The sequence below is a fragment of the Acinetobacter sp. BZX-2 genome (assembly GCF_055179795.1).
Genome location: NZ_CM143686.1, coordinates 1,264,848 through 1,290,410, shown reverse-complemented (window position 1 = coordinate 1,290,410; position 25,563 = coordinate 1,264,848). Strand labels below are relative to the sequence as shown.

General features: G+C 36.6%; 24 protein-coding genes. 16 read left to right on the top strand and 8 right to left on the bottom strand.

Annotation, left to right across the window (positions count from 1 at the left end; genetic code table 11):
• Nucleotides 1–3 precede the first annotated feature (3 nt).
• Nucleotides 4–1,068 (bottom strand): endolytic transglycosylase MltG, encoded by a 1,065-nt coding sequence (gene mltG / locus ACY45D_RS05995; RefSeq protein ID WP_463108875.1) that lies wholly within the window; start codon nt 1,066–1,068, stop codon nt 4–6.
• Entirely contained in the window at nt 1,055–1,882 is an 828-nt protein-coding gene (gene pabC / locus ACY45D_RS05990; RefSeq protein WP_463109437.1) for an aminodeoxychorismate lyase, read from the bottom strand. Before pabC ends, mltG begins: the two co-directional genes overlap by 14 nt.
• Nucleotides 1,883–2,048: 166 nt before the next feature.
• On the opposite strand from pabC, the gene ACY45D_RS05985 reads away from it, so the two are divergent.
• The 7 genes from ACY45D_RS05985 (at nt 2,049) to ACY45D_RS05955 (ending at nt 9,026) form a co-directional block, all read left to right on the top strand.
• Nucleotides 2,049–3,053 (top strand): sulfate ABC transporter substrate-binding protein, encoded by a 1,005-nt coding sequence (locus tag ACY45D_RS05985; protein WP_463108874.1) that lies wholly within the window; start codon nt 2,049–2,051, stop codon nt 3,051–3,053.
• A 34-nt stretch (nt 3,054–3,087) separates the two neighbouring features.
• Nucleotides 3,088–3,693: an RBBP9/YdeN family alpha/beta hydrolase gene (locus ACY45D_RS05980; protein WP_463108873.1), complete on the top strand. Its 606-nt coding sequence runs from the start codon at nt 3,088–3,090 to the stop codon at nt 3,691–3,693.
• Nucleotides 3,694–3,775: 82 nt separating this feature from the next.
• A complete protein-coding gene (gene cysT / locus ACY45D_RS05975) occupies nt 3,776–4,609 on the top strand; it encodes a sulfate ABC transporter permease subunit CysT (RefSeq protein WP_463108872.1) in 834 nt (277 codons plus the stop codon).
• Nucleotides 4,606–5,499 carry a sulfate ABC transporter permease subunit CysW gene (cysW, locus tag ACY45D_RS05970; protein ID WP_463108871.1) on the top strand — a complete coding sequence of 298 codons (894 nt, stop codon included), beginning with the start codon at nt 4,606–4,608 and terminating at the stop codon, nt 5,497–5,499. Before cysT ends, cysW begins: the two co-directional genes overlap by 4 nt.
• A gap of 9 nt (nt 5,500–5,508) precedes the next feature.
• The gene (locus ACY45D_RS05965; protein ID WP_010115826.1) at nt 5,509–6,570 is read left to right on the top strand and encodes a sulfate/molybdate ABC transporter ATP-binding protein; all 1,062 of its coding nucleotides are present in this window, start codon (nt 5,509–5,511) and stop codon (nt 6,568–6,570) included.
• Between the two features lie 54 nt (nt 6,571–6,624).
• Complete coding sequence (locus tag ACY45D_RS05960; protein ID WP_463108870.1) at nt 6,625–7,554, top strand: CysB family HTH-type transcriptional regulator; 930 nt, start codon at nt 6,625–6,627, stop codon at nt 7,552–7,554.
• A gap of 251 nt (nt 7,555–7,805) precedes the next feature.
• Nucleotides 7,806–9,026: an outer membrane protein transport protein gene (locus tag ACY45D_RS05955; RefSeq protein ID WP_463108869.1), complete on the top strand. Its 1,221-nt coding sequence runs from the start codon at nt 7,806–7,808 to the stop codon at nt 9,024–9,026.
• Nucleotides 9,027–9,124: 98 nt separating this feature from the next.
• Here ACY45D_RS05955 and carO read toward each other — a convergent pair whose 3' ends face one another.
• On the bottom strand, nt 9,125–9,868 hold the full coding sequence (gene carO, locus ACY45D_RS05950; RefSeq protein WP_463108868.1) for an ornithine uptake porin CarO: 744 nt from the start codon (nt 9,866–9,868) through the stop codon (nt 9,125–9,127).
• A 308-nt stretch (nt 9,869–10,176) separates the two neighbouring features.
• Here carO and dapD point away from each other — a divergent pair, with 308 nt between their 5' ends.
• From dapD to ACY45D_RS05920, 6 genes are all read left to right on the top strand, one after another.
• Nucleotides 10,177–10,998, top strand: a complete 822-nt coding sequence (gene dapD / locus ACY45D_RS05945) for a 2,3,4,5-tetrahydropyridine-2,6-dicarboxylate N-succinyltransferase (protein WP_463108867.1) — start codon at nt 10,177–10,179, stop codon at nt 10,996–10,998.
• A gap of 94 nt (nt 10,999–11,092) precedes the next feature.
• The gene (queE, locus tag ACY45D_RS05940) at nt 11,093–11,803 is read left to right on the top strand and encodes a 7-carboxy-7-deazaguanine synthase QueE (protein WP_463108866.1); all 711 of its coding nucleotides are present in this window, start codon (nt 11,093–11,095) and stop codon (nt 11,801–11,803) included.
• A 54-nt stretch (nt 11,804–11,857) separates the two neighbouring features.
• Nucleotides 11,858–12,526 carry a 7-cyano-7-deazaguanine synthase QueC gene (gene queC, locus ACY45D_RS05935; protein WP_463108865.1) on the top strand — a complete coding sequence of 223 codons (669 nt, stop codon included), beginning with the start codon at nt 11,858–11,860 and terminating at the stop codon, nt 12,524–12,526.
• A gap of 16 nt (nt 12,527–12,542) precedes the next feature.
• Entirely contained in the window at nt 12,543–12,953 is a 411-nt protein-coding gene (locus tag ACY45D_RS05930) for a hypothetical protein (RefSeq protein WP_463108864.1), read from the top strand.
• 74 nt (nt 12,954–13,027) lie between these two features.
• Nucleotides 13,028–13,723, top strand: coding sequence for a Dph6-related ATP pyrophosphatase (locus ACY45D_RS05925; protein WP_463108863.1), 696 nt, complete (start codon nt 13,028–13,030; stop codon nt 13,721–13,723).
• 9 nt (nt 13,724–13,732) lie between these two features.
• Nucleotides 13,733–14,194: a peroxiredoxin gene (locus tag ACY45D_RS05920; protein WP_463108862.1), complete on the top strand. Its 462-nt coding sequence runs from the start codon at nt 13,733–13,735 to the stop codon at nt 14,192–14,194.
• Nucleotides 14,195–14,308: 114 nt separating this feature from the next.
• Here ACY45D_RS05920 and ACY45D_RS05915 read toward each other — a convergent pair whose 3' ends face one another.
• Nucleotides 14,309–14,908 carry a LysE/ArgO family amino acid transporter gene (locus ACY45D_RS05915; protein ID WP_463108861.1) on the bottom strand — a complete coding sequence of 200 codons (600 nt, stop codon included), beginning with the start codon at nt 14,906–14,908 and terminating at the stop codon, nt 14,309–14,311.
• A 277-nt stretch (nt 14,909–15,185) separates the two neighbouring features.
• Here ACY45D_RS05915 and ACY45D_RS05910 point away from each other — a divergent pair, with 277 nt between their 5' ends.
• On the top strand, nt 15,186–16,076 hold the full coding sequence (locus ACY45D_RS05910; protein ID WP_463108860.1) for a LysR family transcriptional regulator ArgP: 891 nt from the start codon (nt 15,186–15,188) through the stop codon (nt 16,074–16,076).
• A gap of 124 nt (nt 16,077–16,200) precedes the next feature.
• On the opposite strand, the gene ACY45D_RS05905 is transcribed toward ACY45D_RS05910, so the two are convergent.
• On the bottom strand, nt 16,201–16,767 hold the full coding sequence (locus tag ACY45D_RS05905; RefSeq protein WP_463108859.1) for a nicotinate-nicotinamide nucleotide adenylyltransferase: 567 nt from the start codon (nt 16,765–16,767) through the stop codon (nt 16,201–16,203).
• A 106-nt stretch (nt 16,768–16,873) separates the two neighbouring features.
• Here ACY45D_RS05905 and ACY45D_RS05900 point away from each other — a divergent pair, with 106 nt between their 5' ends.
• Together ACY45D_RS05900 and ACY45D_RS05895 are read left to right on the top strand one after the other, a co-directional pair.
• Nucleotides 16,874–17,674, top strand: a complete 801-nt coding sequence (locus ACY45D_RS05900; protein ID WP_463108858.1) for an enoyl-CoA hydratase — start codon at nt 16,874–16,876, stop codon at nt 17,672–17,674.
• Between the two features lie 105 nt (nt 17,675–17,779).
• Nucleotides 17,780–18,538 carry a nitroreductase family protein gene (locus ACY45D_RS05895; protein WP_463108857.1) on the top strand — a complete coding sequence of 253 codons (759 nt, stop codon included), beginning with the start codon at nt 17,780–17,782 and terminating at the stop codon, nt 18,536–18,538.
• A gap of 318 nt (nt 18,539–18,856) precedes the next feature.
• Here ACY45D_RS05895 and ACY45D_RS05890 read toward each other — a convergent pair whose 3' ends face one another.
• From ACY45D_RS05890 to gyrA, 3 genes are all read right to left on the bottom strand, one after another.
• Nucleotides 18,857–19,168, bottom strand: coding sequence for an NGG1p interacting factor NIF3 (locus tag ACY45D_RS05890; RefSeq protein ID WP_463108856.1), 312 nt, complete (start codon nt 19,166–19,168; stop codon nt 18,857–18,859).
• 130 nt (nt 19,169–19,298) lie between these two features.
• Entirely contained in the window at nt 19,299–22,034 is a 2,736-nt protein-coding gene (locus ACY45D_RS05885) for an NACHT domain-containing protein (protein WP_463108855.1), read from the bottom strand.
• Between the two features lie 135 nt (nt 22,035–22,169).
• On the bottom strand, nt 22,170–25,184 hold the full coding sequence (gene gyrA / locus ACY45D_RS05880) for a DNA gyrase subunit A (protein ID WP_463108854.1): 3,015 nt from the start codon (nt 25,182–25,184) through the stop codon (nt 22,170–22,172).
• Between the last annotated feature and the right edge of the window lie 379 nt (nt 25,185–25,563).

Sequence of the window (25,563 nt, the reverse complement as noted above, 5' to 3'; positions counted from 1 at the left end):
TCCTTAATTTTTAGCTCGCATAACTTCAATATATTCCTGCACTGCACGATTATGGTCTGATAAATTTGAGGTAAATTTATGCCCGCCATTCCCTGTTGCAACAAAATAAATATTCTCTGATTGATCAGGGTGTAATGTTGCCTCAATCGCTTTTTTACTTGGCAATGCAATCGGTGTAGGCGGTAAACCATTGATCGTATAAGTATTATAAGCTGTTGGTGTACGTAAATCTTGTTTAGAAATCTTACCTTGATACTTATCACCCATACCATAAATCACAGTTGGATCTGTTTGTAGGCGCATACCAAGCTTTAATCGACGATAAAACACCCCTGAAACCTGACGTAACTCACTGTCTACACTAGTTTCTTTTTCAATAATTGAAGCCATAATCAAGGCTTGATATTTATCTTTATAAGGTAAGTTAGGTGCACGCTTTTCCCAAGCTTCATCTAAAATTTTCATTTGACGTTGATATAAATCTGTCAAAATTTGCTTATCTGTTGCACCTTTATCAAAGAAATAAGTATCAGGTGCAAATAATCCTTCAGGATGATCATAAGGGATATTTAAGGCTTTCAACATTTCAGCACTCGGTAAATTAACCACTGATTTTTCAACCAGTGGATCTTTTTTAAGTGCTTGAACCAGTTGTTTAGCTGTCGTCCCTTCTATCACCAAAAGACGACTCATTTGCGCATTTTCAATATTAGAAACCATTTCTAATACTTGACGCATATTCATGCCTTTTGTGACTTCATACACCCCTGCTTTCATGGTGTCATGGATAAAAATTTTACGATAAAGTTTTAAAATAATCGGAAAACTGACTTTATCTTCTTCCGCCAATTGGTCGATAAAACCCGTATAGGTTTCTCCATTGCTAATGGATAACTTTTGTTTTTGCCCTTCGACAGGATAACTTTTAAAAATACTCATTTTTAAAATAATTGCACTAAGTATTAAAAGTACAATCAAAATGATCGCAATACCTTTATGTGGCATTTTATTGCTGGCTTTATCTTGAACTTTCTTTTTAGGTTTAGACTTAGATTTAGCTTGCGACATGAGTATTAAACTGACTTAAATGTAAAGTTTCAAATAACTCAACACAAGGTTGAGTGTCTAAGGTTTGATGATTCAAGTTTTTGGCAATTTTCATCGGACTTAAAGCATTGCAAAAAAATAAACTTTGCACTTGCCGAATTTCGTCCATATCCACAAAACGTTGCTCACATGAAACACCAAAATGTTGCATACGTGACAAAATTTCCGCACGCATTACACCATGTACCCCATTATAACGAAGTTCTGGCGTAATCCATGTATTGTTTATTTGAATAAAACAATTACTGCTCACGCCTTCAACAACTGAGCCCTGCACATCTGTCACCAAAGCTTCTAACCAACCCTTCTCCGCAGCTTCTTTTTTCAGCATGACTTGCTCTAAGCGGTTTAAGGTCTTTAACCCCACAAGATTCGGCATCATCAAACCAATTGCTTGATCTAACACACCACTCTCAATGTATTCGGGCTGGAAATCCTCAGTACTTTTTGGATAATACAATACATAAACATCTGCATCATGCTCAGGCATCGCATAACCACGATCGCCTTCGCCACGACTTAACATGATTTTTAATGTGCCGTTTAAGACTGGAAATTGTTGTTGAAGCACTTCTATGCTTTGTTCCAATAAAACTTGATTAAATTTTAAGAATAATTTTTCTGAAGCCAGCGCTAAGCGTGCCCAATGTAAATCTTTCAACTCTAAAATATTGTGATGTAATCGGGCTGTGGTAAAACAACCATCTCCATAATGAAATGCTCGATCTAAAAGTGGTATTGAATCAACTTGTTGAGCATTTTTAAGACAAATCATCACACTACTTACCTCGAGTCTTTGCACAGATTTTAATAACGATATACACAAAAGCTATTTCTTTTTAATTCATATAAAATTCGTTTTTTATTATTTTTTATGAATAAAGACTAGCGTTATGCTCACCCCATATTAACGAACTTCTGAAAAATTTGGGGACTCAGCCATGCAATTTTCAAAATTAAAATTAGCAGTCGTCGCAACGCTTCTTTCTGCTTCAACTTACTCAATCGCTGCTAAAGACTTTTTAAATGTCTCTTACGACCCAACGCGGGAGTTATACGACAACTTTAACCAACAGTTCGCAACATACTGGAAGTCTAAAACAGGTCAAGACATTAACTTTAAACAATCACATGGTGGCTCAGGAAAACAAGCCCGTGCCGTGATCGATGGTTTACAAGCGGATGTCGTGACTTTGGCACTTGCAGCCGATATCGACGCAATCGCACAGAACACCAACTTATTACCAAAAGATTGGCAAAAGAAATTCCCTCAAAACTCTACACCATATACATCAACAATCGTGTTCCTTGTTCGTAAAGGAAACCCTAAAGCAATTAAAGACTGGGGCGATTTAGTTAAACCAGGTGTTGAGATTGTCACACCAAACCCTAAAACTTCAGGCGGTGCGCGTTGGAACTATTTAGCAGCATGGGCTTGGGCAAAACATAAATATGGTTCAGATGCAAAAGCTCAAGAATTTGTTCGTCAAATTTATAAACAAACCAAAGTCTTAGACTCAGGTGCGCGTGGTTCAACAACGACATTTGCTGAACGTGGTATAGGTGATGTGTTATTGGCTTGGGAAAATGAAGCGTTCTTAGCAACTCGCGAACAACCGGGAAAATTTGAAATCATCACACCATCACTTTCAATTCTAGCTGAGCCGCCTGTAGCGATCGTTGAAAAGAATGCCGCAAAAGATGGCAATTTGAATTTGGCTAAAGCGTATTTGAACTACTTATACTCGCCTGCTGGACAAGAAATTGCTGCGAAAAATTACTATCGTCCACGTAATGCAACAACGTTGAAAAAATATGCGACAACCTTCAAACCACTGAAATTAGTGACAATTGATAAAGAGTTTGGTGGTTGGACGAAAGTGCAAAAACAACATTTTGAAAATAACGGGATATTTGACCAAATCGTTAAGGCCAATAGTAAATAACCGATAGCGACAAGTCGTAAACAGGAGCATTGTCATGGTACATACAGTTATTGTTCCCGGCGTTGGTGGAAGTGATCAAACTCACTGGCAATCTTGGTTGGAAAATCAATTGCAACACCGTACTCGCGTACAACAGCAAAACTGGAATAAGCCCATTCTTAAACAATGGATGAAAGAACTAATCAAAGTCTTAGAAGCAACCGATGATAAAATTCAAATCGTTGCACATAGCTTTGGTTGTTTAACCAGTCTAGCTGCCTTGTATGAAGCTCCTGAACTTGCTCAAAAAGTTAAAAAACTGATTTTGGTTGCTCCTGCAAACCCTAAACGCTTTGGTGTGAATGGGTTTGCAACAGACAGCATAGGTGATTATCAAAGTTATTTTTACGGCTTAAAAACCTCTGTACCAACCACAATGTTAATCAGTGAAAACGATCCTTGGTTTGCTTTTGATGAAGTTAACGCACTTGCGGCAGCTTGGAACATCAAGCCCATCAATCTTGGGGAAGTTGGACACATTAACGTTGCATCGGGTTTTGGGCCTTTTCCAGAAATTTTCAATTACATCATTTCTGAGAAAAAACAAGTCATTATCAATAAGCCTGATATCAAAAAGTTGTTTTTTAAATTTGCATTTTAACTGATGCCTCTTAAGCTTTGCCTCATTCATTTTAATTTTGCTTATTGATTTCAATAAGCTTTCTCTCTTTCGAGGAGTCATCATGTCGCAGCGATCCCGAGTGCTGCCAGGATTTGGTCTTTCACTAGGCTTCACCCTAGCGTATTTATCTTTAATTGTTCTGATTCCTTTATCTGCTGTTTTTATCAAATCACTCGGTGTAGGCTGGGATGGTTTTTGGGAAATCATCAGCTCAGAACGTATTTTAAAATCATTACAGCTCAGTTTTAGTACAGCCATCGTTGCGGCATTGGTCAATGTGGTTTTTGGTTTATTACTGGCTTGGTGTCTGGTTCGTTACTCATTTCCGGGCAAGCGCATTGTCGATGCATTGGTTGATTTACCATTCGCATTACCTACCGCGGTTGCTGGTATTGCACTTACATCGTTATACGCACCTACTGGTTGGATTGGTCAATACCTTGAACCACTTGGAATTAAAATTGCTTATACGCCTATCGGTATTACTTTAGCTTTAATTTTTATTGGTATTCCATTTGTCGTTCGTACTGTACAGCCCGTTTTAAGTGACTTAGAAACTGAATTAGAAGAAGCGGCTTCAGCACTGGGTGCCAATCGTTTACAAATCGTGACTAAAATTATTCTACCGATTCTATTTCCTGCCTTGTTGACTGGCTTTGCACTGGCATTTGCTCGTGGCGTTGGAGAATATGGTTCAGTGATTTTCATCGCAGGGAATCAACCTTTTGAAACTGAAATTGCGCCACTTATGATCATTTCCCGCCTAGAAGAATATGATTACGCAGGTGCAACCACAATTGCCGTTGTCATGTTGGTCATCTCATTCTTTATCTTGTTCTTGATTAACTTAGTACAAGCATGGGCAAGTCGCCGCACAGGGAGAACAGCACGATGAGCTTAAATACCAACAGCAATGCTTTAGCGATAAAGTTGCAATCACGTGATGCAACTCGTGAACCAACTTGGGTTCGTTATACTTTAATTACTATTGCTTTAATCTTTTTCTTAAGCTGTTTAATACTGCCGTTGATTCTGGTTTTTGTTGAAGCCTTCAAACAAGGTGTCTCTGTTTATTTCGAAGCTTTAATCAATCCAGATACTTTATCTGCGGTGAAATTAACCTTATTAACAGCAGCGATTGCAGTTCCGTTGAATGTGGTTTTTGGTGTAGCAGCAGCATGGTGTGTCGCGAAGTTTAACTTCCGTGGAAAATCAATTCTCACCACTATTATTGATACGCCCTTTTCTGTATCTCCAGTCATTGCGGGTTTAATGTTAGTTCTGATTTTCGGTTCACAAGGCTGGTTAGGTGGATGGTTGATGGATAATGACATTAAAATCCTTTATGCAACGCCTGCCATCGTATTAGCAACCGTGTTTATTACCGTACCCTTTGTTGCACGCGAACTGATTCCTTTAATGGAAGCGCAAGGTACAGAAGAAGAAGAAGCTGCAATTGTATTGGGTGCATCAGGTTGGCAAACCTTTTGGAAAGTTACGCTTCCAAATATCAAATGGGGTTTAATTTACGGTGTGATCTTATGTAATGCACGTGCAATGGGTGAATTTGGTGCTGTGTCTGTGGTATCAGGGCACATTCGAGGTGAAACCAATACCTTACCCTTACATGTTGAAATTTTATATAACGAATATACCTTTAGTGCGGCATTTGCGGTGTCTTCATTGCTTGCATTGTTGGCAATTTTCACATTGATTCTCAAAACATGGGTTGAATACCGCCAAGAGAAACAAAATCGTGAAAACAAAGAATCTATCGCTTCTTAAGGAATGACCATGAGTATTCAAGTTAAAAATATTGAAAAAAACTTCGGTGCATTCCATGCACTTAAAAATATCTCTCTCGATTTTCCAGATGGTCAATTGGTTGCGCTCCTTGGTCCATCAGGTTGTGGTAAAACAACACTATTGCGTATTATTGCAGGTTTGGAATCGGCAGATCGTGGACAAGTGATTCTTGAAGGAACGGATGCTACCCAAATTCACGTACGTGAACGTCAAGTCGGTTTTGTATTCCAACATTATGCTTTGTTCCGCCATATGACGGTATATGACAATGTTGCATTCGGTTTGCGTGTACGCCCTCGTGCGACTCGTCCAAATGAAGCTGAAATTAAAAAGCGTGTGACTCGTTTACTGGATTTAGTTCAACTCGGCTTCTTGGCAGATCGTTATCCTGCACAACTTTCAGGTGGACAACGTCAACGTATTGCACTTGCTCGTGCTTTGGCTGTTGAACCCCGTGTTTTACTTTTAGATGAACCTTTTGGCGCACTGGATGCCAAAGTTCGTAAAGAACTACGCCGTTGGTTACGCACCTTACATGATGAGTTGCATATCACGTCTATATTCGTGACACATGACCAAGAAGAAGCACTTGAAGTTGCAGATCAGATTGTGGTGATGAATAAAGGTGATATTGAACAAATTGGTTCACCTCGTGAAGTTTATGAAAAACCTGCGACACCGTTTGTATTTGATTTTCTCGGGCAAGCCAATCGTTTTGAAGGTGAAAATCATCAAGGTATTATCCAAATTGGTGAAGATCGTATCCAACTTCCCTCTGCTCGAAATACAGCTGACGGTAAAGTGATCGCTTTTGCTCGCCCAAATGAGTTAAAAATTCATGCTCAGCCGACTGAAAATGCAATTCAAGCCACTTTTTTACGTGAAGTTTGGATTGCAGGTAAAGTCATGGCAGAATTACAGGATCGTCAAGGACAACTGATTGAAATTGCTTTAAATCCTGAAGAAGCAAAATTACATCAATTTAGACCAAATCAAACTGTTTGGGTAAGTGCATCTACACTTCACCTATTTGAAAATCAAGTCGCATAAACGACGATTGGATGAGCGATTGAATGCTCATCCGCCATTGAGGTATCGAACAAAATGAACTTTCAGCAATTACGCATTATCCGCGAAACAGTTCGTCAAAATTATAATTTAACAGAAGCTTCTGCAGCACTTTACACCTCTCAATCTGGTGTAAGTAAACACATTAAAGACTTGGAAGATGAGTTAGGTGTGCAACTGTTTGTACGTAAAGGTAAACGTCTATTGGGTTTAACTGAACCAGGGCAAGCTTTACTCAGTATTGTTGAACGTATGTTAATTGATGCGGACAATATTAAACGTCTTGCTGATGACTTTAATAAGGTTGATGAGGGGACATTGACCATTGCAACAACCCATACTCAAGCACGCTATGTCTTGCCGCCAATCGTCAATTTATTTAAAAAAGCTTTTCCCAAAGTTCATTTGATTTTGCAACAAGCCAGCCCTGTTGAAATTTCTGAAATGCTACTTTTAGGTCTTGCTGATATTGGTATTGCGACAGAATCTTTAACGACTGAGGATAATTTGGGGAGTGTTCCATTTTATAACTGGAAACACAGTATCATTACCCCGCAAGACCATCCTTTGACTAAAATTGATCCCAAAGAGATTACTTTAGAAAAGCTTGCTGAACATCCAATTATCACCTACCACGGTGGTTTTACAGGACGTTCTAAGATTGATAAAGCCTTTGAAGAAGCCCATCTTGATGTTGATATTGTGATGTCAGCACTGGATGCCGACGTCATTAAAACCTATGTTGAACTCGGCATGGGGGTAGGTATTGTCAATGATGTGGCTTATGACTTAGAACGTGACCATCGTTTAAAACAAATCAATACCGATATTTTTGGTTTAAACACCACGTGGATTGCTGTGCGTAAAGGTCATTTACTTCGTGGTTATGGTTATGAGTTTATTTCACTGTGCTCACCTGAGGCAGATATAAAAGCATTAAAGAAAATAGCCTACCCAGATGACTAGATTAAAAGAATGACTTAATAATCTAAGTTTTAATATTTAGTAAAAATTTAAAATCAGGGGCATTTGCCCCTTTTTCTCATAAATACATGATAAAACTCACTGTTTAGATTGACAAAAAAATACAGAACAGATCAAATGTGGAAAAATTAGCCATTTTGTTTAATTCTTCATTTTTCAGTTTATTTATGATCGGATTCAACAAATAGTCAAAAAATCACCAAGCAAATCGATTTATCGATTTGGGAGGATATATGAAAATACCCTTATTCAGTATTGTTCTGGGCAGTAGCTTTTTACCTATTTTGAGCCACGCAGCAGCAATAGAAAAATCTGATCAATCCATTTTACCTTTTTTAGAATCAGAAAATTATCTAGAACTATCCTATGCTGAACTATATGCCGATGTTTCAGGGCGAGTGCAAAATCAGCAAGCACTACAACAAATCGGCGTAGAAAACTTTTCTACAGGAAACTTGGTCGATGATTATCATTTCGCCAATGTAGCAGCCAAATTTCAAATCCACCCACAGATTTCCTTTGGTGTGATTTATGATCAACCTTATGGTGTAAATCTCAGTTATGATTACCACCCTCAATCCATGCTTGGAAAACAAACCATTGAATCTACAAATTTAAAATTTAAGAGTGAAAGTATTTCAATGCTTGTGGGATATCAACCGACATTAAATTGGAATCTGTATACAGGTGCTGTTTATCAACAATTTGAGGGAGATCTTGACGTTTTTGGCCCAAGTTATTCCGTTATGAGTGGTTATCAAGCCAAATTTAAACAAAGCTCAGGTCATGGTTGGATAGCAGGTTTAAGCTACCAACTACCAATATACGCTTTAAAAACCGCAATCACCTATCGTTCTAAAATTACCCACCAATCTGCTGTAAGTGAAAGTATTTCTGATCAGGCTTTAAATGTGGTTCCTACTGCGAAAACAGAAATCACCACACCACAATCAGTGAATTTAGATATCCAAACAGGTTTAACGCCTAAAAATATGCTATATAGCAATCTCAGATGGGTGAATTGGAAAGATTTTGAAATTCAACCCCATCAGTTTGGGGCAGTGGTTGATTTCGCAGTTCAACAATACCCAGACTTAATCAAACCGTTTAATTTGATTGATTATAATAACGATCAATGGTCTGCGAAGTTGGGACTTGCCCATATTTTTTCAGATCAATGGGTGAGCTTTACAGATTTATCTTGGGACTCTGGTAGTGGTAACCCTGCCAGTACGCTCAATCCATCGGATGGGTTTTATGGATTGGGTTTAGGAGCATTATATAAATTTCATAAAAATGGTTTTGTTGCTTATGGCATGAAATATTTCAAGTTTAATAAAGCTGAAGTTAAAAAGCTCGATACAAGTAATCCAATCACTCAAAATGGAACTTTATCAGCTGTTTCGAATAACAATGCTTTTGCACATGGTATAAAAATTGGCTATCACTTTTGATTTGAAAAAATAGTATAGCCTCTTTTCTTTGCATCAATGCTCTATTCAACCAATAAAAAACGAGCCTAAGCTCGTTTTTTATTGGATTCTTTAAAGGATTACCAATGATAGCTAACGCCTACTTTACCTACTGGTAACCATTGATATTTATCATCATTACTTACTTTGTATTCTAAACGTTCAGCAGCATAATCACCTGAAGCCGTACCACCTACTTCTTGTAATCCAGTTGCTTTTAAATTAGCGTTTGGATTACCTGTATAGTACGCACCAACTTCACCAAACACACCCCAGTTTTTATTGATTTTAGGCGCAAAACCAAAACCTAGGTATGGAGCAATTTGGTTATCATAATCAACAGTTCCGTCGATACTACCTTTACCTGTTGGAGCGTAGTAGTTTTTACCATCAATTTTTAATGTGTCATTTGTACTGTTTAACGATTTTTTCAAATCATATTTACTATCAACATAACCTACACCCGCAGCAACATAAACACCTTGAGCCCATCTATTTTGACTCGCGCCCCAAGGACGAATTTCAGCATTCAAATAGGTCAAGTTGTTGTCCATATCCATGTCATATTTCGTGCCATCAATAGACAAATCATCTGACCATGAAATATCGCCACCATTATAACCGAGTGCTAAGCCTACATATGGGTTTGCAGTCCAAAGTAAAGCACCGCCGTAACCTGTAGTACCAACTTCAAGGCGTGCGCCTGTTGGAATTAATTGATTAGCTTCAAATACATGACCTTGCTGAACAACAGATTCATCTGCCATTGCAAAAGTAGAAGCTGAGAATGCCGCTGTAAGCGCAACTAATTTTAACACTTTCATTTATATCTCCTAAAAAAATAGAGTTTGTTCTTTAATCATTCATGTGTGTTTTGACTCAAATGGATCATATTTTATTTGCTCTTCACAATTAATAGCGAAATTGATAGGTTTTTGTTATTTTTTGATACAAATGAATATAAATTGTTGCTTTCAAACAAGTTGACTTTAAGAAAATATGAGCGATCAATTATTTAGGCTTATGTTCTTTTAAAGTTTAAGATTAGTTTTTCCGATTGAAACTAGATTTTATCTCTAATCCAAAGCCAATTTAGTGTAGAATCTTTAAAAATTTTTTGGGAAGGAAGATTATGTCTCAGCTTTCAACGATCATTGAACAAGCGTTTGAAAATCGTGCCAACTTTACTGCTGCAGATTGCCCAGCAGAAGTTCGCCAGGCTGTTGAAGAAGCCATTGCTGGTTTAGATAATGGTACGCTTCGTGTAGCTGAAAAAGTTGATGGTGAATGGATTGTTCATCAATGGTTGAAAAAAGCAGTGTTGTTATCATTTAAGTTGAATGACAACAAACCTATCGAGTCATGTGATCTTCAATTCTACGACAAAGTAGATACTAAATTTACAGGCTGGACTGAAGCTCAGTTTAAAGCAGCTGGTGTACGTGTTGTACCGCCTGCTGTCGCACGTAAAGGTAGCTTCCAAGCGAAGAATGTGGTGTTAATGCCATCTTATGTCAACATTGGTGCTTATGTAGATGAAGGCACAATGGTTGATACATGGGCAACTGTTGGCTCATGCGCGCAAATTGGTAAAAATGTTCACCTTTCTGGTGGTGTAGGCATTGGTGGTGTACTTGAACCACTTCAAGCAAATCCAACCATTATCGAAGACAACTGCTTCATCGGTGCACGTTCTGAAATCGTTGAAGGCGTGATTGTTGAAGAAGGTTCTGTTATTTCAATGGGCGTATTTATTGGTCAATCGACTAAGATTTATGACCGTGCAACGGGCGAAGTTCACTACGGTCGTGTACCTGCAGGTTCTGTTGTTGTTGCTGGTAGCTTGCCTTCTAAGTGTGGCACTTACAGCCTTTATGCTGCAATTATCGTGAAAAAAGTAGATGCGCAAACACGTTCTAAAACCAGTTTGAACGAACTTCTTCGCGAAGACTAATTTTCATCATTTATACGGAACGTACATTGTTCCTCATCTCTACGCTCAGTCATGAGCGTGGAGATTTTTCATTTTGTAAACTGTGGTAAATGTTATGAATTCTCTCCGATCCTCTACTATTCCTGTTTCTGATCCGTCTGCGGGGTTACGTATTACGGAGATTTTCTATTCTCTACAAGGTGAAGCCAATGCAGCAGGATTACCCACTGTTTTTATTCGATTAACAGGTTGTCCATTACGCTGTACTTACTGCGACACAACTTACTCTTTTGAAGGCGGTGAACGTCAATCTTTAGATCAAATTATTCAAACAACTTTAGATTACAAGACCCCTTATATTTGTGTGACAGGTGGTGAACCGCTTGCTCAACCCAATGCATTACCATTGATGCAACGTTTAGCAGATTTGGGCTGCCAAGTTTCTTTAGAAACCAGTGGTGCTTTAGATGTATCTAAAGTTGACCCTCGTATTTCAAAAGTATTGGACTTAAAAACACCCACTTCTGGCGAAGTTGAACGCAACTTAATCAGTAACTTAGATCATTTAACTCAGCACGATCAAATCAAGTTTGTCATTTGTAACCGTGAAGACTACGAATGGTCTAAGCAACAAGTTGAGCAATATGCTTTAAATGACAAAGTCAGTACCGTATGGTTCTCACCTGCTTTTGCCGTAGAAAAAGGTGCAGTACGTTTACCACAGCTTGCACGTGATTTGGCTCAATGGATTTTAGACGACCACCTCCCTGTTCGCTTCCAATTGCAATTACATAAATTGCTTTGGAATGATGAAACAGGTCGTTAATTTCCTAGCTATCCTAATCATCCTAGTTTTATAAATTTTTCGGAGACTGTGAATATGCGCCCTCGTGCCATTGTCTTATTATCTGGCGGCTTAGACTCAACAACCTGTTTGGCTTGGGCGCAAGCAAATTACGAATGTATTGCCCTGAGTTTTATGTATGGTCAACGTTCAACCACCGAACTTGATGCAGCTCGTGCTTTGACTCAACGTGCTGGGGTTGAACATCGTGTGATCAATATTGATTTGGGTAATTTGGGTGGTTCTGCACTTACAGACCATAACATTGATGTACCTGATCATGAAACTGATGGTATTCCTGTAACTTATGTTCCAGCACGTAACACCATTTTCCTGTCTTATGCACTGGCTGCTGCTGAAGTTTTTGATGCTCAAGCAATCGTGATTGGGATCAATGCTGTTGATTATTCAGGATATCCTGACTGCCGACCAGAGTTTATCGAAGCTTTTGCCAATATGGCACGTCTTGCGACAAAAGTCGGTGTTGAAGGAAAACCGCTTAAATTTGAAACACCTCTGTTACATTTATCCAAAGCGAATATAATACGCTTAGGCTTGGAACATGGCGTAGACTATAGCCAAACGGTTTCATGCTACCAAGCAGATGACCAAGGACGTGCATGTGGTAAATGTGATAGCTGCCGTCTTCGTAAGGAAGGCTTTATGGATGCAGGCGTCGCAGACCCAACACGTTATATTGCGTAATAACAAGGTACAGTTTATGAAAAACTTAAAATCAGGTCTTCTTCTTTCTTCAATGTTTTCAATCGTTGCAATGATGGGTTCTACTGCTCATGCTGCTGAAGCAAATCCACTTCAACAAGCTTATAAAAGTACAAATGTAAAATCTGCATTGGTCAATGTTTGTAAAACTGAAACTGCAAAGGGTGGAAAGTTAACAAGCGCTGAAGTGAGTAAGTTTTGTTCATGCCAAATTGATGCTCAAGGTAAAGTAACAGAAGCTCAAAAATGGGAAATTCAAAGTGCTGTAAACCAAAAGAAAAACCCATCTAGCTTAGCTTTTGTGCAACAACAAAATGCTGCGCTTAAAGCATGTTTTGGCCCGCAACTTACAAGTAAGTTAGAAACGCTGACTCAAGCGGCAATGAAAGCAGCACAAGCGAAAAAATAATTTTGGCATTTGCGTCAAAGCCTGCGTTACGCAGGCTTTTTTATCACTATTTTTTAAATAGCATCTAGGAAATTATGCAATCTCCATGGAATAACAATCACTTAAAAGGGGAAAATTTCGTTGCCTCTTATAGTGGTGGTAAAGACAGTAGTCTCGCACTCTATTATGCAATGCAACACGCAAAACCTGTTGCTTTAATGGTGATGCTTGAAGAACAAGGTTTAAGATCACGTTCACATGCCATGCCTTTGGAAATTATAGATGCACAGGCTACTGCAATTGGTTTACCCATTCTAAAAGGTTCAGCAACTTGGTCTAACTACGAAGCAACATTCTTAGATTTACTTGCTCAAGCTAGACAATTAAATGCTGAAACTCTACTCACTGGTGATATTGACCTGATTGCACATGCTGAATGGAATCAATCTGTTTGCAAACGTAGTAATTTAAAACTGTGTATGCCACTGTGGCAAAAACCTCGTTTAGAAATCGTACATGAACTGATAACACTTGGATTTGAGTGCATGATCGTAACTGTAAACCTAAATTTAGGAACGACAGTTGCAGACTTAGGGCGAATTTTAACCCTTGATTATGTAGAAGAATTATTGTCACGCAAGATTGATCCCTGTGGTGAAGCAGGTGAATTTCATACCACTGTGATTAATGCACCTATTTTTAAAACCCCACTTTCAGTCCGTAAAGGTGATATTCTATTTCACGAAAATTATGCCTTTTTAACACTTGAATTAAAACATGATGAACATTAAGGATGAAAAATGACTGAATCCATTCAACTTCCAAATCAGACTTTTCCTACCACAACGGGTGAAATTAACCTGACTGAACTTACAACAGATTGGTTGGTTTTGTATTTTTATCCTAAAGACTCTACACCAGGTTGTACCACTCAGGCTGTTGGTTTTTCTTGCTTAAAAGATCAGTTTGATTCGACCAATACAACTGTAATTGGTGTATCACGTGACTCAGTCAAAGCACATCAAAACTTTACTGAAAAGCAAGCACTGACCATTAACTTAATCAGCGATAAAGAAGAGATATTGTGTAAACACTTCGATGTGATTAAAGAAAAAAATATGTATGGTAAAAAAGTCATGGGCATCGAGCGCTCAACTTTTATTTACCATAATGGTCAGCTTGTAAAAGAATACCGTAAGGTAAAAGCTGCGGGTCATGCAGAACAAGTTTTAGAAGACTTAAAAGCACTTCAAGCAGGTTAATTTTTCTTGCTTGAAATAAAATCAAAAGCCAATAAGGCTTTTGATTTATGTCATTAAGTATGCCACTAATTGAGCCAGCTGATAAAAAATCAATTGAGACAGCCTTAGAAAACCTTAAACAATCAATGAAGTGGCAATGCCCCACATTACTAAACCGATAACAAAATCTAGGATTTTCCAAGATTTAGCACTTTTAAAAATAGGTAATAAGAAACGAGCACCAAAACCTAAAGCAAAAAAGAAAATCCAAGAAGCAGTAATTGCACCCAAAGCAAACTGAAGCTTTGCATGTTCAAATTGCGTAGAAATAGAGCCAATTAAAACCACTGTATCCAAATAAACATGCGGGTTTAACCATGTTAAAGCCAAACAGATCAACACCATTTTCAAAAGCTTCGACTCATCTTTCTCACTTGGTAATAAGTTAGTCGTTGCTGTGAAAGCTTTATAAAAATGCTGTGCGCCATAAAAGAATAAGAATGTTGCACCCAAATATTTCGCCCATTCCACTAACTCAGGATTGGTTTGCATAATTTTAGAAAAGCCAAGTACGCCCAATAGAATCAGGATCGAATCCGAGGCGATGCACACCAGACAAATCCAAAAAACATATTGTTTTTTCAAACCTTGTTTGAGCACAAATGCATTTTGCGCACCAATCGCCATGATTAAACTCATCCCGATGGCAAAACCTTGCATATAACTTTGCAACATGATGAAACTACACTTTTAATTGATTTAGAGAATCGTGCTATTATCCAAATTAAATCGACTAAATGAGTATTTCTAAATAAATATTAATTTAACTAAGTTTTTCTTAGGTTGTGATTTTTAAGCTTTGATAATGCTTGGTTTTATTTTCAGTGTTCTTGTCATACTTGGTTTTAGCATCTGATTAGATCATTCATGCTGTAATTATTTAGTCATCGAGTTTTATGCAATAGAATTTTATGAGTTTGATTAATCACTATATTTGAATCGGGACATCTCTATGCTGCAAAGTAAACACAGTGAGGCTTTTTTAGCTGTTGCAGAAACAGGTAGCTTTGAATTGGCGGCCGCACGTTTAAATATCACCGCTTCTGCCGTGACCTTGCGATTACAAACTTTAGAAAAACAACTCGGGCAAGTGCTGATCATTCGAGAAAGACCGTGTAAAGTGACACAATCTGGTCAGGAAGTTTTACTTTTCTTACAACATCACCGCTTGATGGAGCAAAACTTAATCCAAAACTTGCAGGGACAACGTTCTAATTCTCAATTTTTCAAACTGAATATTGCATCGAATGCAGACTCTTTGGCGACATGGTTATTAAGCAGTATCCAAAAAACTTTAATTCAAGAAAAGATCATTATCGATCTAAAAATTGATGATCAATCTCAAACACACCACTTGCTTGAAGCGGGTTTGGTCAATGCATGTATTTCCACAGAATCAAGTCCGATGAAAGGCTGTGAGGCTACGCTTTTAGGTAAAATGTCTTATCGCATGGTTGCAACACCACAGTTTATTCAACATTATTTTCAAAATGGTATACATCGAAATGGTTTAAGGAACACACCGACTGTTATTTTTAATGATAAAGATCATGTACATATGCAAACTATACAACGCATTTATGGCTTAACCGCCAATATGTATCCATGCCACTACATTCCATCGTCAACAGCATTTGTTGAAGCGATTTTGCTTAATCTCGGTTATGGCATGGTGCCTGATTTACAAGTAGAAAATGAGTTAGCTACTGGAAAATTAGTCGAAATCATGCCCGAAGCAAGACTTGAACTCGAGTTGTATTGGCATCACTGGAAGCAACAATCTAGTCAACTCGCATCTTTAACAAAAACCTTAATTGAACAAACGCAGCTTATTTTAAGTTGATGAATATAGAATGTTGATGGCTATAAAATAAAGTGGCTTGATACTTCACCAATGATTATATTTTTAGACGAATAATTAGACTAAAACAAGCACAGCATGAAGTATCAATACAACGATTAACAACTTAAAGATTAGATCGATCTTGTGCTTGGAATTTATTCTTTAATTGCTGATAGATTTCAGTTTGTTGAAATTTTTCTAGAAATTCAGCTGTACCGAGTGGAAATTCTGCTTGTCGAATTTCACCTCGATAATATGCCTCTCGCAATGGTGTTGCCGAAATTGAACCCACTAAACTCTCTAACTCAACCATTTTCCATTCAGGGAAAAGTTGTAAATAATAAGATGAATCATCTTTAAAATGTCCAATCAAACCGACTCGATCTTCCGTTTCGACGACACTTGCCACCAGTGATTTAACCAATTCCACCCATTTAACATCATTATAAACATCAATCACATGCACAAAACGAATACGCTGTTGATCTGCTTCTGAAAAATTAGACAAAATCATTTGCTCACGTTCTTTCGCAAGGAACGGATTCTTAGTATTGCGCTCACTCTGTGCTGAGCCAAGCGCCAAAATTACAAATTGACTTTGTTGCAAAGCAATTTTTATTGTCTGCATGTGTGCTAAATGGAAGGGTTGAAAGCGACCAATGTAAACGAGATAATCAAATGTATATTTCATAGCAGATCTAACTTTTTTATGAACTGACCAGTCTGTGTCGAATTTTAAATTATGCGACATAATAAAGGCGTAGAGTTCAATTAATTTCTAAAGCAAGGATAGTACGATGACACTTAGTTGTATTCAACAACCACATGAACATTTGAATGCGAATTTAGACAATGGCGTACTGACTTTAGCCATTAACCGACCAAAGGCAAAAAATGCTTTATACGGTGAACTTTATCTATGGATCGCCAAAGCTTTTGATGAAGCGGATCAAGATAAAGATGTACGTGTTGTTATTTTACGTGGTGAAGATGCAGACTTCAGTGCGGGCAATGACATGCAAGATTTTATGGCTTTTATTCAAACTCCGCTAGAAGGCAAAGAAGGTGACACGCCTCCTTTTGTTGTTTTAAAAGCAGCAGCTCGTTTTTCTAAACCATTAATCTGTGCTGTACGTGGTGTTGCGATTGGGATTGGTGTAACGATTTTACTTCATGCTGACCTTGTGTATAGCGATAACACTGCCCTATTCCAAATTCCGTTTGTAAGCTTAGGCCTTTCTCCTGAAGGTGCTTCAAGTAAATTGTTAATCCAACAAGCGGGTTACCATAAAGCGGCTGAATTATTGCTCACTGCACAGAAATTTAACAGTGAAAAAGCGCTCAATGCAGGTATTGTAAATAGCATTGAAGATGATGTTTATGCACATGCTTTAAAACAAGCGCAAATTTTAGCGGCGCTACCACTTGCATCATTAAAACAGACCAAAGCATTGATGAAACATAATCTACAAGAAATTATTGATTGTATTGATGATGAAGCCGTTATATTTATGCAACGTGTGAAATCACCTGAAATGGCTGAAGCAGTTGCAGCATTTATGCAAAAACGCAAACCTGATTTTGCTCAATTTAACTAATTGTTGAATTGAAAATAACAGACCACTTAGCAATCAATCTGAAGGCTAAGTGGTTTTTTTGTTTAAAGTTGATCAAATTATTTTTATTAGAATGAGAGAATGACAATGTCACAAGATGCTCAACCTAAAAAACGTTATTACGAAGCAGCTCCACAAGATATTGATGTTGATAACTTTAGAAAGGTAATTGAGAGCCGCCGATCTGTACGTAAATTTACAGACAAACCCATTCCTGCTGAAACCTTAGATGCATGTTTAGACTTAGCTTTGCTTGCACCAAACTCATCGAATTTACAGCCTTGGACATTTTATGTCGTTCAATCACAACCGAAAAAGAAACGTTTAGTAAAAGCATGTCTAAACCAGTTTGCTGCAAGAACCGCTGCTGAATTGATTGTTTGTATTGCACGTACTGACCGTATTGATGAAATGGCTGAAAATAACATCAATGAATTTCCTTTTCCTGAAATCCCACCTTTAGTTAAAAAATACTATCGTTTTATTCCATATAACTATAAAACAGGCTATTTCAATGCCTTAGGTAACTTTAAGAAAGTTGCGTTTAAGGTCGCACGTCAGTTTGATAAACAACTTCCTGTAACAGCTTATACCCCTGCGGATGCCAAACTTTGGGCGACTAAAACAACAGCTTTGGCATGTGAAAATCTAGTATTGGCTTTACGTGCTTATGGTTTTGACAGTTGCATGATGGAAGGCTTTGATGAACCAATGGTTCGCAAGATCTTGAATTTAAATGCAGATGAATATCCAGTCATGGTCGTTGCTGCTGGTGAACGAGCTGAAGATGGTGTGTTTTACCCACAATATCGTTTTGATCGTAAGCTATTTATTCAAAAAGTTTAATTTTATAAAATTCCCTTTCCTCTCAGAAGATGGATAGGGAGAGGTTAATAATTCCAACTCCTTTTAGGGAAGACTTTGGGAGATGTTAATAATTCCTTCTCCTCTCAAGAGAGCGAGGAAAATATCATAAGTGCCCTCTCCTATCAACAAAGAGTTAGGGAGAGGTTAACAATTTCAACTCCTTTTAGGAAAGAGTTTGGAAGAGGTTAATAATTCTTTCTCCTCTCAAGAGAGCGATGAAAATATCATAAGTTCCCTCTCCTTTCAGGAGAGGGTTAGGGAGAGGTCAAAACCCTCCCTTATCAATAAAAAAACTTATTAAATATCAATGACTTGAATAAACTCAAAAGCAGGCTCTTCATAAGGATGGCTTGCCTTTAAAGCTTTTGCGACTTGCACAGCTTTTTCTTCTGGAACAATGGTTTCTACACGCCATTCAGGAAGTTGCTCTAAAGTATCGAGTTCACCAATAAATGGATTTGAACCTTTTACAGGTTTAAATTGCCCTATTCCCAACACTTGCCAAGCACAATGCTCATAATTCCCCATACCACCTGCCCCTGCTTCAAAAATGGCAAGCTTGGTCGATTCTAAGTGTGATTCAGGGACATAATAGATGAGTTTGAGCATGGATCAAACCAATATAATATCAGAAAATTAATAATTATATTACTAGTAAACAGAAAATAAAATCTATTATACAAAAAACTTAGGATGTTGCTCTTCCTTTAATTTAATCAAGAAAAAAATTATGCCTATACTAAATATCTCTTACCCCTTCTTTTTCTTCTTCTATGAAAATAACACCTAGTTCTTTTAACTCATTATTATTGAGATTATCTATTAAAACTCCATTCACAAAAACATCTTTGTAAGTATTTTCTCTACTAAAATGAACTAATTCAACATTTTCAATTTTTAAATTCACCAAAATTGAATCATTAAATATGACTTTTTTAATATTACTTATACTTGAGTTAATAACACTACATTCAATAAATAAATAAACAAAATCATTAACCCCTTGAATTTTACATTCCTTAAAATTACAATTATACTTACTTAACCTTTTTACACTACTTAGAATATTAAAAGATATGATACAATGATCATAATTACATAGATAGAAATTAAACCCAAAAAAACCTTCATTTATATCTTTTTTATTATTAACAGAATAATCATGTTTCACTCCCATAAGATTTTTACCAACTATAACATTAGATAATACAAAACAATCTAGATAGTTACCAGCTAAGCCCATAATTTCAGAATTCAACTTCCCTTGTAATAGACCAAATGATCTTAAACTTAAGAGCTCGATTTTAAGATTATCAATTTTGCAAAATATTTCCAAAATCAATAATATATTTGAAAATATTTTATAAAAATTTGAATTAATTTTCTCTAAACTCTGACAATCAATTAAAGCTGGAATATCATTATCCTCAATAATAAATTCCAAAATATTAACCAACATATTCTTAATAATACTAGGTTTTTCTATTTTATGAAATTCATTTTTTAAAAAGACTTTAACCGTATTCTCATTCAAATCAATGCTTTTGAAATAAATTACAAAATCTTCTGTAATATTATAAATATTTTTCCCCCTTCTTCCACTCATCTTTCTAGAAAGTTCAAAATCATCATTTAAACTTTCAATAAATACACATGTTTTCAATGCAATCAAATAATCAGAGAATGATTTATGAGTAAATTCAAAAGTCTGATCTAAAATACTCTCTAAGCCATCATTTGACTTAAAATAGAAAGCAGTTAATAGTCGGGTTAAACTTGATTTCTCATCTATTTTCAAACTATTTGTAAAGTTTTCAAGGATATGATCAATCCCCATATATTTACATTGCTCAACAATGCTTTTTATATTGGTTGTTCTACCATTACTCTTCCAAGCAGTATAAGAAATTTCTTGCAATATCATTAAAAAATTATCATATTCAATTGATTGTATCGGACCATATGTTTTATGATTTTCCCAACCTCTCTTATAGACTTCTCTTAATAAGTACTCATATATTTCATTAATAGTTGTTTCCTCGCTTAATTGAATTTCACCAATATCCAGTAATATTGCAACCAAATAATTCAAAAGAGGCTGAGATGTTATTTCTTGAAGATTTTTAGATTTAATTTGCTCCAGAACAATAGAAACATCACGATTTTTTAAATTACTATATCTATTCCACCATAAATCACGTTGATCTTCTTTTAATAAAGCTAAAGGATCATGATATTGACCATTATCATTAATAAAATATGGCAGCAACTCATAGCTTTTTACCTTCAAATATTTTTTTTCTTTCTGAATTACTATGTCTCTTCCACTAATAATCGCTTTAACTTTAACTTCTTGTGCATTATGTAGTCTCAATGTTCTTTGTAATTCATTAGAAAAATCTCTAGCTATACTTTCTCCTGCAGTACCTTGGCTTGCTAACTCATCTAACCCATCAAAAATTAGCAAAAATTTCTCATTCTCTTTAATAAGATCTGAGAAATTTAAGCCTGCTATTGTTGACAAATAGTTATTGATAGAATCATCTAAGGAATTAGTAAATGAGATTAAATGTAAAGGAATAAAAATTATTTTATAAACATGGTCATTCGTAAGTTGAGATGCTAAAATTTTTAAAAATGATGATTTTCCACTTCCTGGCCCTCCATTAATCAATCGAATAGTATCATTTGTATCTTTTCCTCTAATCCAGCTAATAATTTCATCATTAATATCAACTATTGAATATAATTCATCTTCATTATTAGTCTTCAATAGAACTGAATTTTTTGTTTTAGCTCTTAACGGAATATAAATTTGGTTTAAACTAAAATTTTCTGAGAAGAGTGGTAAATCAACCTGCTTCAATAAATATGAATAATAATCATTCCATTTCACGATTTTTTGTTGCAATGTTATAAAAGGTGTCTCATTATCAATTATTGATAATAAAGTTGAATATTTGCTGTCTTTAAGCCAATTTTTATGTAGTGCCGTTAAAAAATAACTTTTGAATCTATTCTTTAAATTATCAATTATATAAGATTCAATTTCTTTATTTTGTAAATATTCTATTAAAATATTTGTTAGTTCATTTAATAATTCTGATTTATAAAAATCTTCTCTATTTATTAATTTATCATCTAAAATCAATTTCTCTTTTTGAACTCTCTCTGATATCAAGAAACTTATCATTTCTATGTCTTGTTCTACATTGTTATTGTTTACTTCTATTTCTTCAACTAATTCATTAAAAGCCTTGAGAAATGATGTTATGACAAATACATATGCAATTTCATTTTCTGATTGAATAAGCCCTAAAGCATCTGCAAGATCAGGAGAATCTTCTATTACCTCATCCCATTTAAATGAAACACTTTTAGCAATTAGCTTTACAACTGTTTTACTTAAACTTTTTATATCCAATTGTATATTTCTATCTAATAAACTGACTGGCTCTTTTAATATAATTGACATTTTTTCCTCTTAGATACTATTAAAACTTTATTTATCATACACTAACAAACACATTGTTCATGCGAATTTTCTCTAAATATTATAAAACCATGAACAAAAAAGGACGCCTTAGCGTCCTCCTTTAACATCTAAAAATTAATCTTCAGATTCATTACCATCAGACTCAGGCTCACCTTCATCCATAATAGTTTCATCTTCAACTAGAGATTCTGAATCAATTAAATTCTCAGTATTTTCCAATACTTCGCCATCAATCACTTCAGACTCTAAAATCTCATCATCAGCCTCAACTGCTTCTACAGCAACGACACCAACCAAGATTTCTTCATTACCTAAACGAATTAGACGTACACCTTGCGCATTACGACCCGTTCTAGCAACTTCAGAAGCACGCGTACGAACTAAAGTACCGCCATCAGAAATTAACATCAGTTCTTTAGATTCATCAATAGCAACTGCACCAACCAACTCACCGTTACGTTCAGATGTTTTGATTGCAATTACACCTTTACCGCCACGCTTCTTGGTTGGGAAGTCATCAACTGGAGTACGTTTACCATAACCATTTGCAGAAGCACATAACACTTCGCCAGTTTCAGGTACAACGACGAGAGAAACAATACGACTAGCTACATTTGAATCAGAAGAATCTTCATCATCGGAATCAATATCAGTTTCAACATCATCTTCTGCTTGAGCCGCAGCTAAAGTGACACGCATACCACGCACACCTTTCGCTGTACGCCCCATCACACGTGCATCAGTTTCAGAGAAGCGAATCGCTTTACCTTCATTTGAGAACAACATGATTTGCTGTTCACCATCGGTAATCGCTACACCAATCAAGGTGTCTTCTTCTTTCAACTCAATTGCACGTAGACCATTTGAACGAACATTACTAAATTGTTCTAATTCAACACGTTTTACAGTACCTGAGGCTGTTGCCATAAACACATAGAAGTTTTTACGAACATTTTCAACACGTTCTGCAAACTCTGCGACTAATTCATCTTCAATATCTGATGCTGAAAGTTCTAAACCGATTTCTTTCAATTGCTTACGTAAAGCATCTGATAAATCATCAGGGTTTTCACCAAGCTCTGCAAATGCAGCTTTTAACGGCTCATAATGTGCTTCGATGATTGCATTTTCACGCAACTTAGCAACATTGGCACGTACAAAAGTTCTAAACTCAGTTAAACGCTCTGTAAACTTCTTCGGTGCATCAATCACAGGAAGAATCGCTGTAATCGTTTCATTCGCATCAAGTGGCAATAAGTTCACCATTGGGCGACCCTTAGAACCACGAGACGCTTGCGGCACTTCAAAGACTTTTAGACGGTACACTTTACCAACATCGGTAAAGCAAAGTACCGTCGCATGGTTTGAAGTCACGATGAGATGTTGAATATAATCATCTTCTTTCATTGAAGTTGCAGACTTACCACGCCCACCACGGCGCTGAGCAGCGTAGTCTGACAATGGCTGAGTTTTTGCATAACCTGTTTTAGAAACAGTTAATACAACCTGCTCTTCTGGAATTAAATCTTCACGAGAAAAATCAATTCGAGATTCAACAATTTCAGTTTTACGTGCATCGCCATATTGTTGTAAAACCAAAGCAAGCTCTTCACGAATCACATTCATCAACAAATTAAAATCATTGAGAATCGCTGTTAATTCAGCAATTTGTGCCAAAATCTCAGAGTATTCAGCTTGTAGTTTATCTTGCTCAAGACCCGTTAAACGGTGTAGACGTAATTCTAAAATCGCACCCACTTGTGCAGGTGATAAACGATAAACTAGACCATCTAAACCAAATGGACGATTAGGATCTTCGCCTTCAATTTCATCTGGACGAACTGAAATTGCACCTGCTTTTTCAAGCAATGCAACTACATTTCCACCTGCCCATTCACCTGCAAGTAAGCGTTCACGTGCTTCAGTAGGATTCGCCGATGTTTTAATGGTTTCGATAATGTCATCAATATTCGCTAAAGCAACAGTCAAACCTTCTAAGATATGACCACGTTCACGTGCTTTGCGTAATTCAAACATTGTACGGCGTGTCACCACTTCTTGGCGGTGACGAATAAATGCAGCAATGATGTCTTTTAAATTCATCAGCTTAGGTTGTCCATTATCAAGACAAACCATGTTGATGCTGAATGAGTTTTCAAGTTGAGTATTCAGGAATAAATTATTGACAATGACTTCAGCGTTTTCGCCACGCTTTAAGTCAATTGCAATACGCATACCATCTTTATCAGACTCATCACGAAGCTCTGAAATTCCTTCAAGTTTTTTCTCTTTAACCAATTCAGCGATACGCTCAATGGTTTTTGCTTTATTAACTTGATACGGAATCTCAGTGAATACAATGGTACTACGACTTGTTTTTTGATCTTCTTCTATATGGTATTTACCACGAATGTGCAAACGCCCTTTACCTGTACGGTAAGCATCTACAATGCCAGATTTACCATAAATAATACCGCCTGTAGGGAAGTCTGGACCAGAAATGTGTTCCATCAATCCTTCGATTGAAATATTCGGATTATTTGCATAAGCCAAACATGCATTCACAACTTCTGTCATGTTGTGCGGTGCCATGTTGGTTGCCATACCAACTGCAATACCTGTCACACCATTGATCAATAAGTTAGGAATACGTGTCGGCATAACCTGAGGAATACGCTCAGAGCCATCGTAGTTATCTTCCCATTCAACTGTGTCTTTTTCTAAGTCAGCCAGCATTTCATGGGTCAGTTTACGCATACGTACTTCGGTATAACGCATTGCCGCCGCGCTATCGCCATCGACAGAACCGAAGTTACCCTGACCATCAACCAACTGATAACGTAGACTAAAATCTTGTGCCATACGTACAATGGTTTCATAAACAGCAGAATCACCATGTGGGTGGTATTTACCGATTACATCACCGACAACACGTGCAGATTTTTTATAAGCTTTGTTATAGTCATTACCTAATTCGTGCATAGCGAACAGCACACGACGATGAACAGGCTTTAAGCCGTCTCTCACGTCTGGTAATGCACGAGATACAATAACACTCATGGCATAATCGAGATATGAGCTTTTTAGTTCATCCTCAATGGCAATCGGTCTAATTTCCGATACGCTCATGCATACTCCTTATTACAAACAGCGCCAACTGCAACTGCTCATTTATATAATCAATCTTGCAAAGAATTAACTCAAAATGACTGTGAGCTAAAATCCGAAAATACAGCCGATAACTATAGCATAAAACAAAGACTTTTATAGGCAATTTCGTTATGTTTTATCGACAAACACTAGCTTTGTTTTGTATATATTTTCAACAACATAACTTGCTATGCTTGAATCGCTTTTCTTAAAAATTTATTTTTCAGGATACAACATTTAATATCGCAATTAAGATCAAATTAGCTCATGAATTCTTTAATCTGAGACAGGTCGTTTATCAATAAAATTGTGTTTGTGAATACTAGTAATCAATGAATCACCTGCATTAAGCACATCA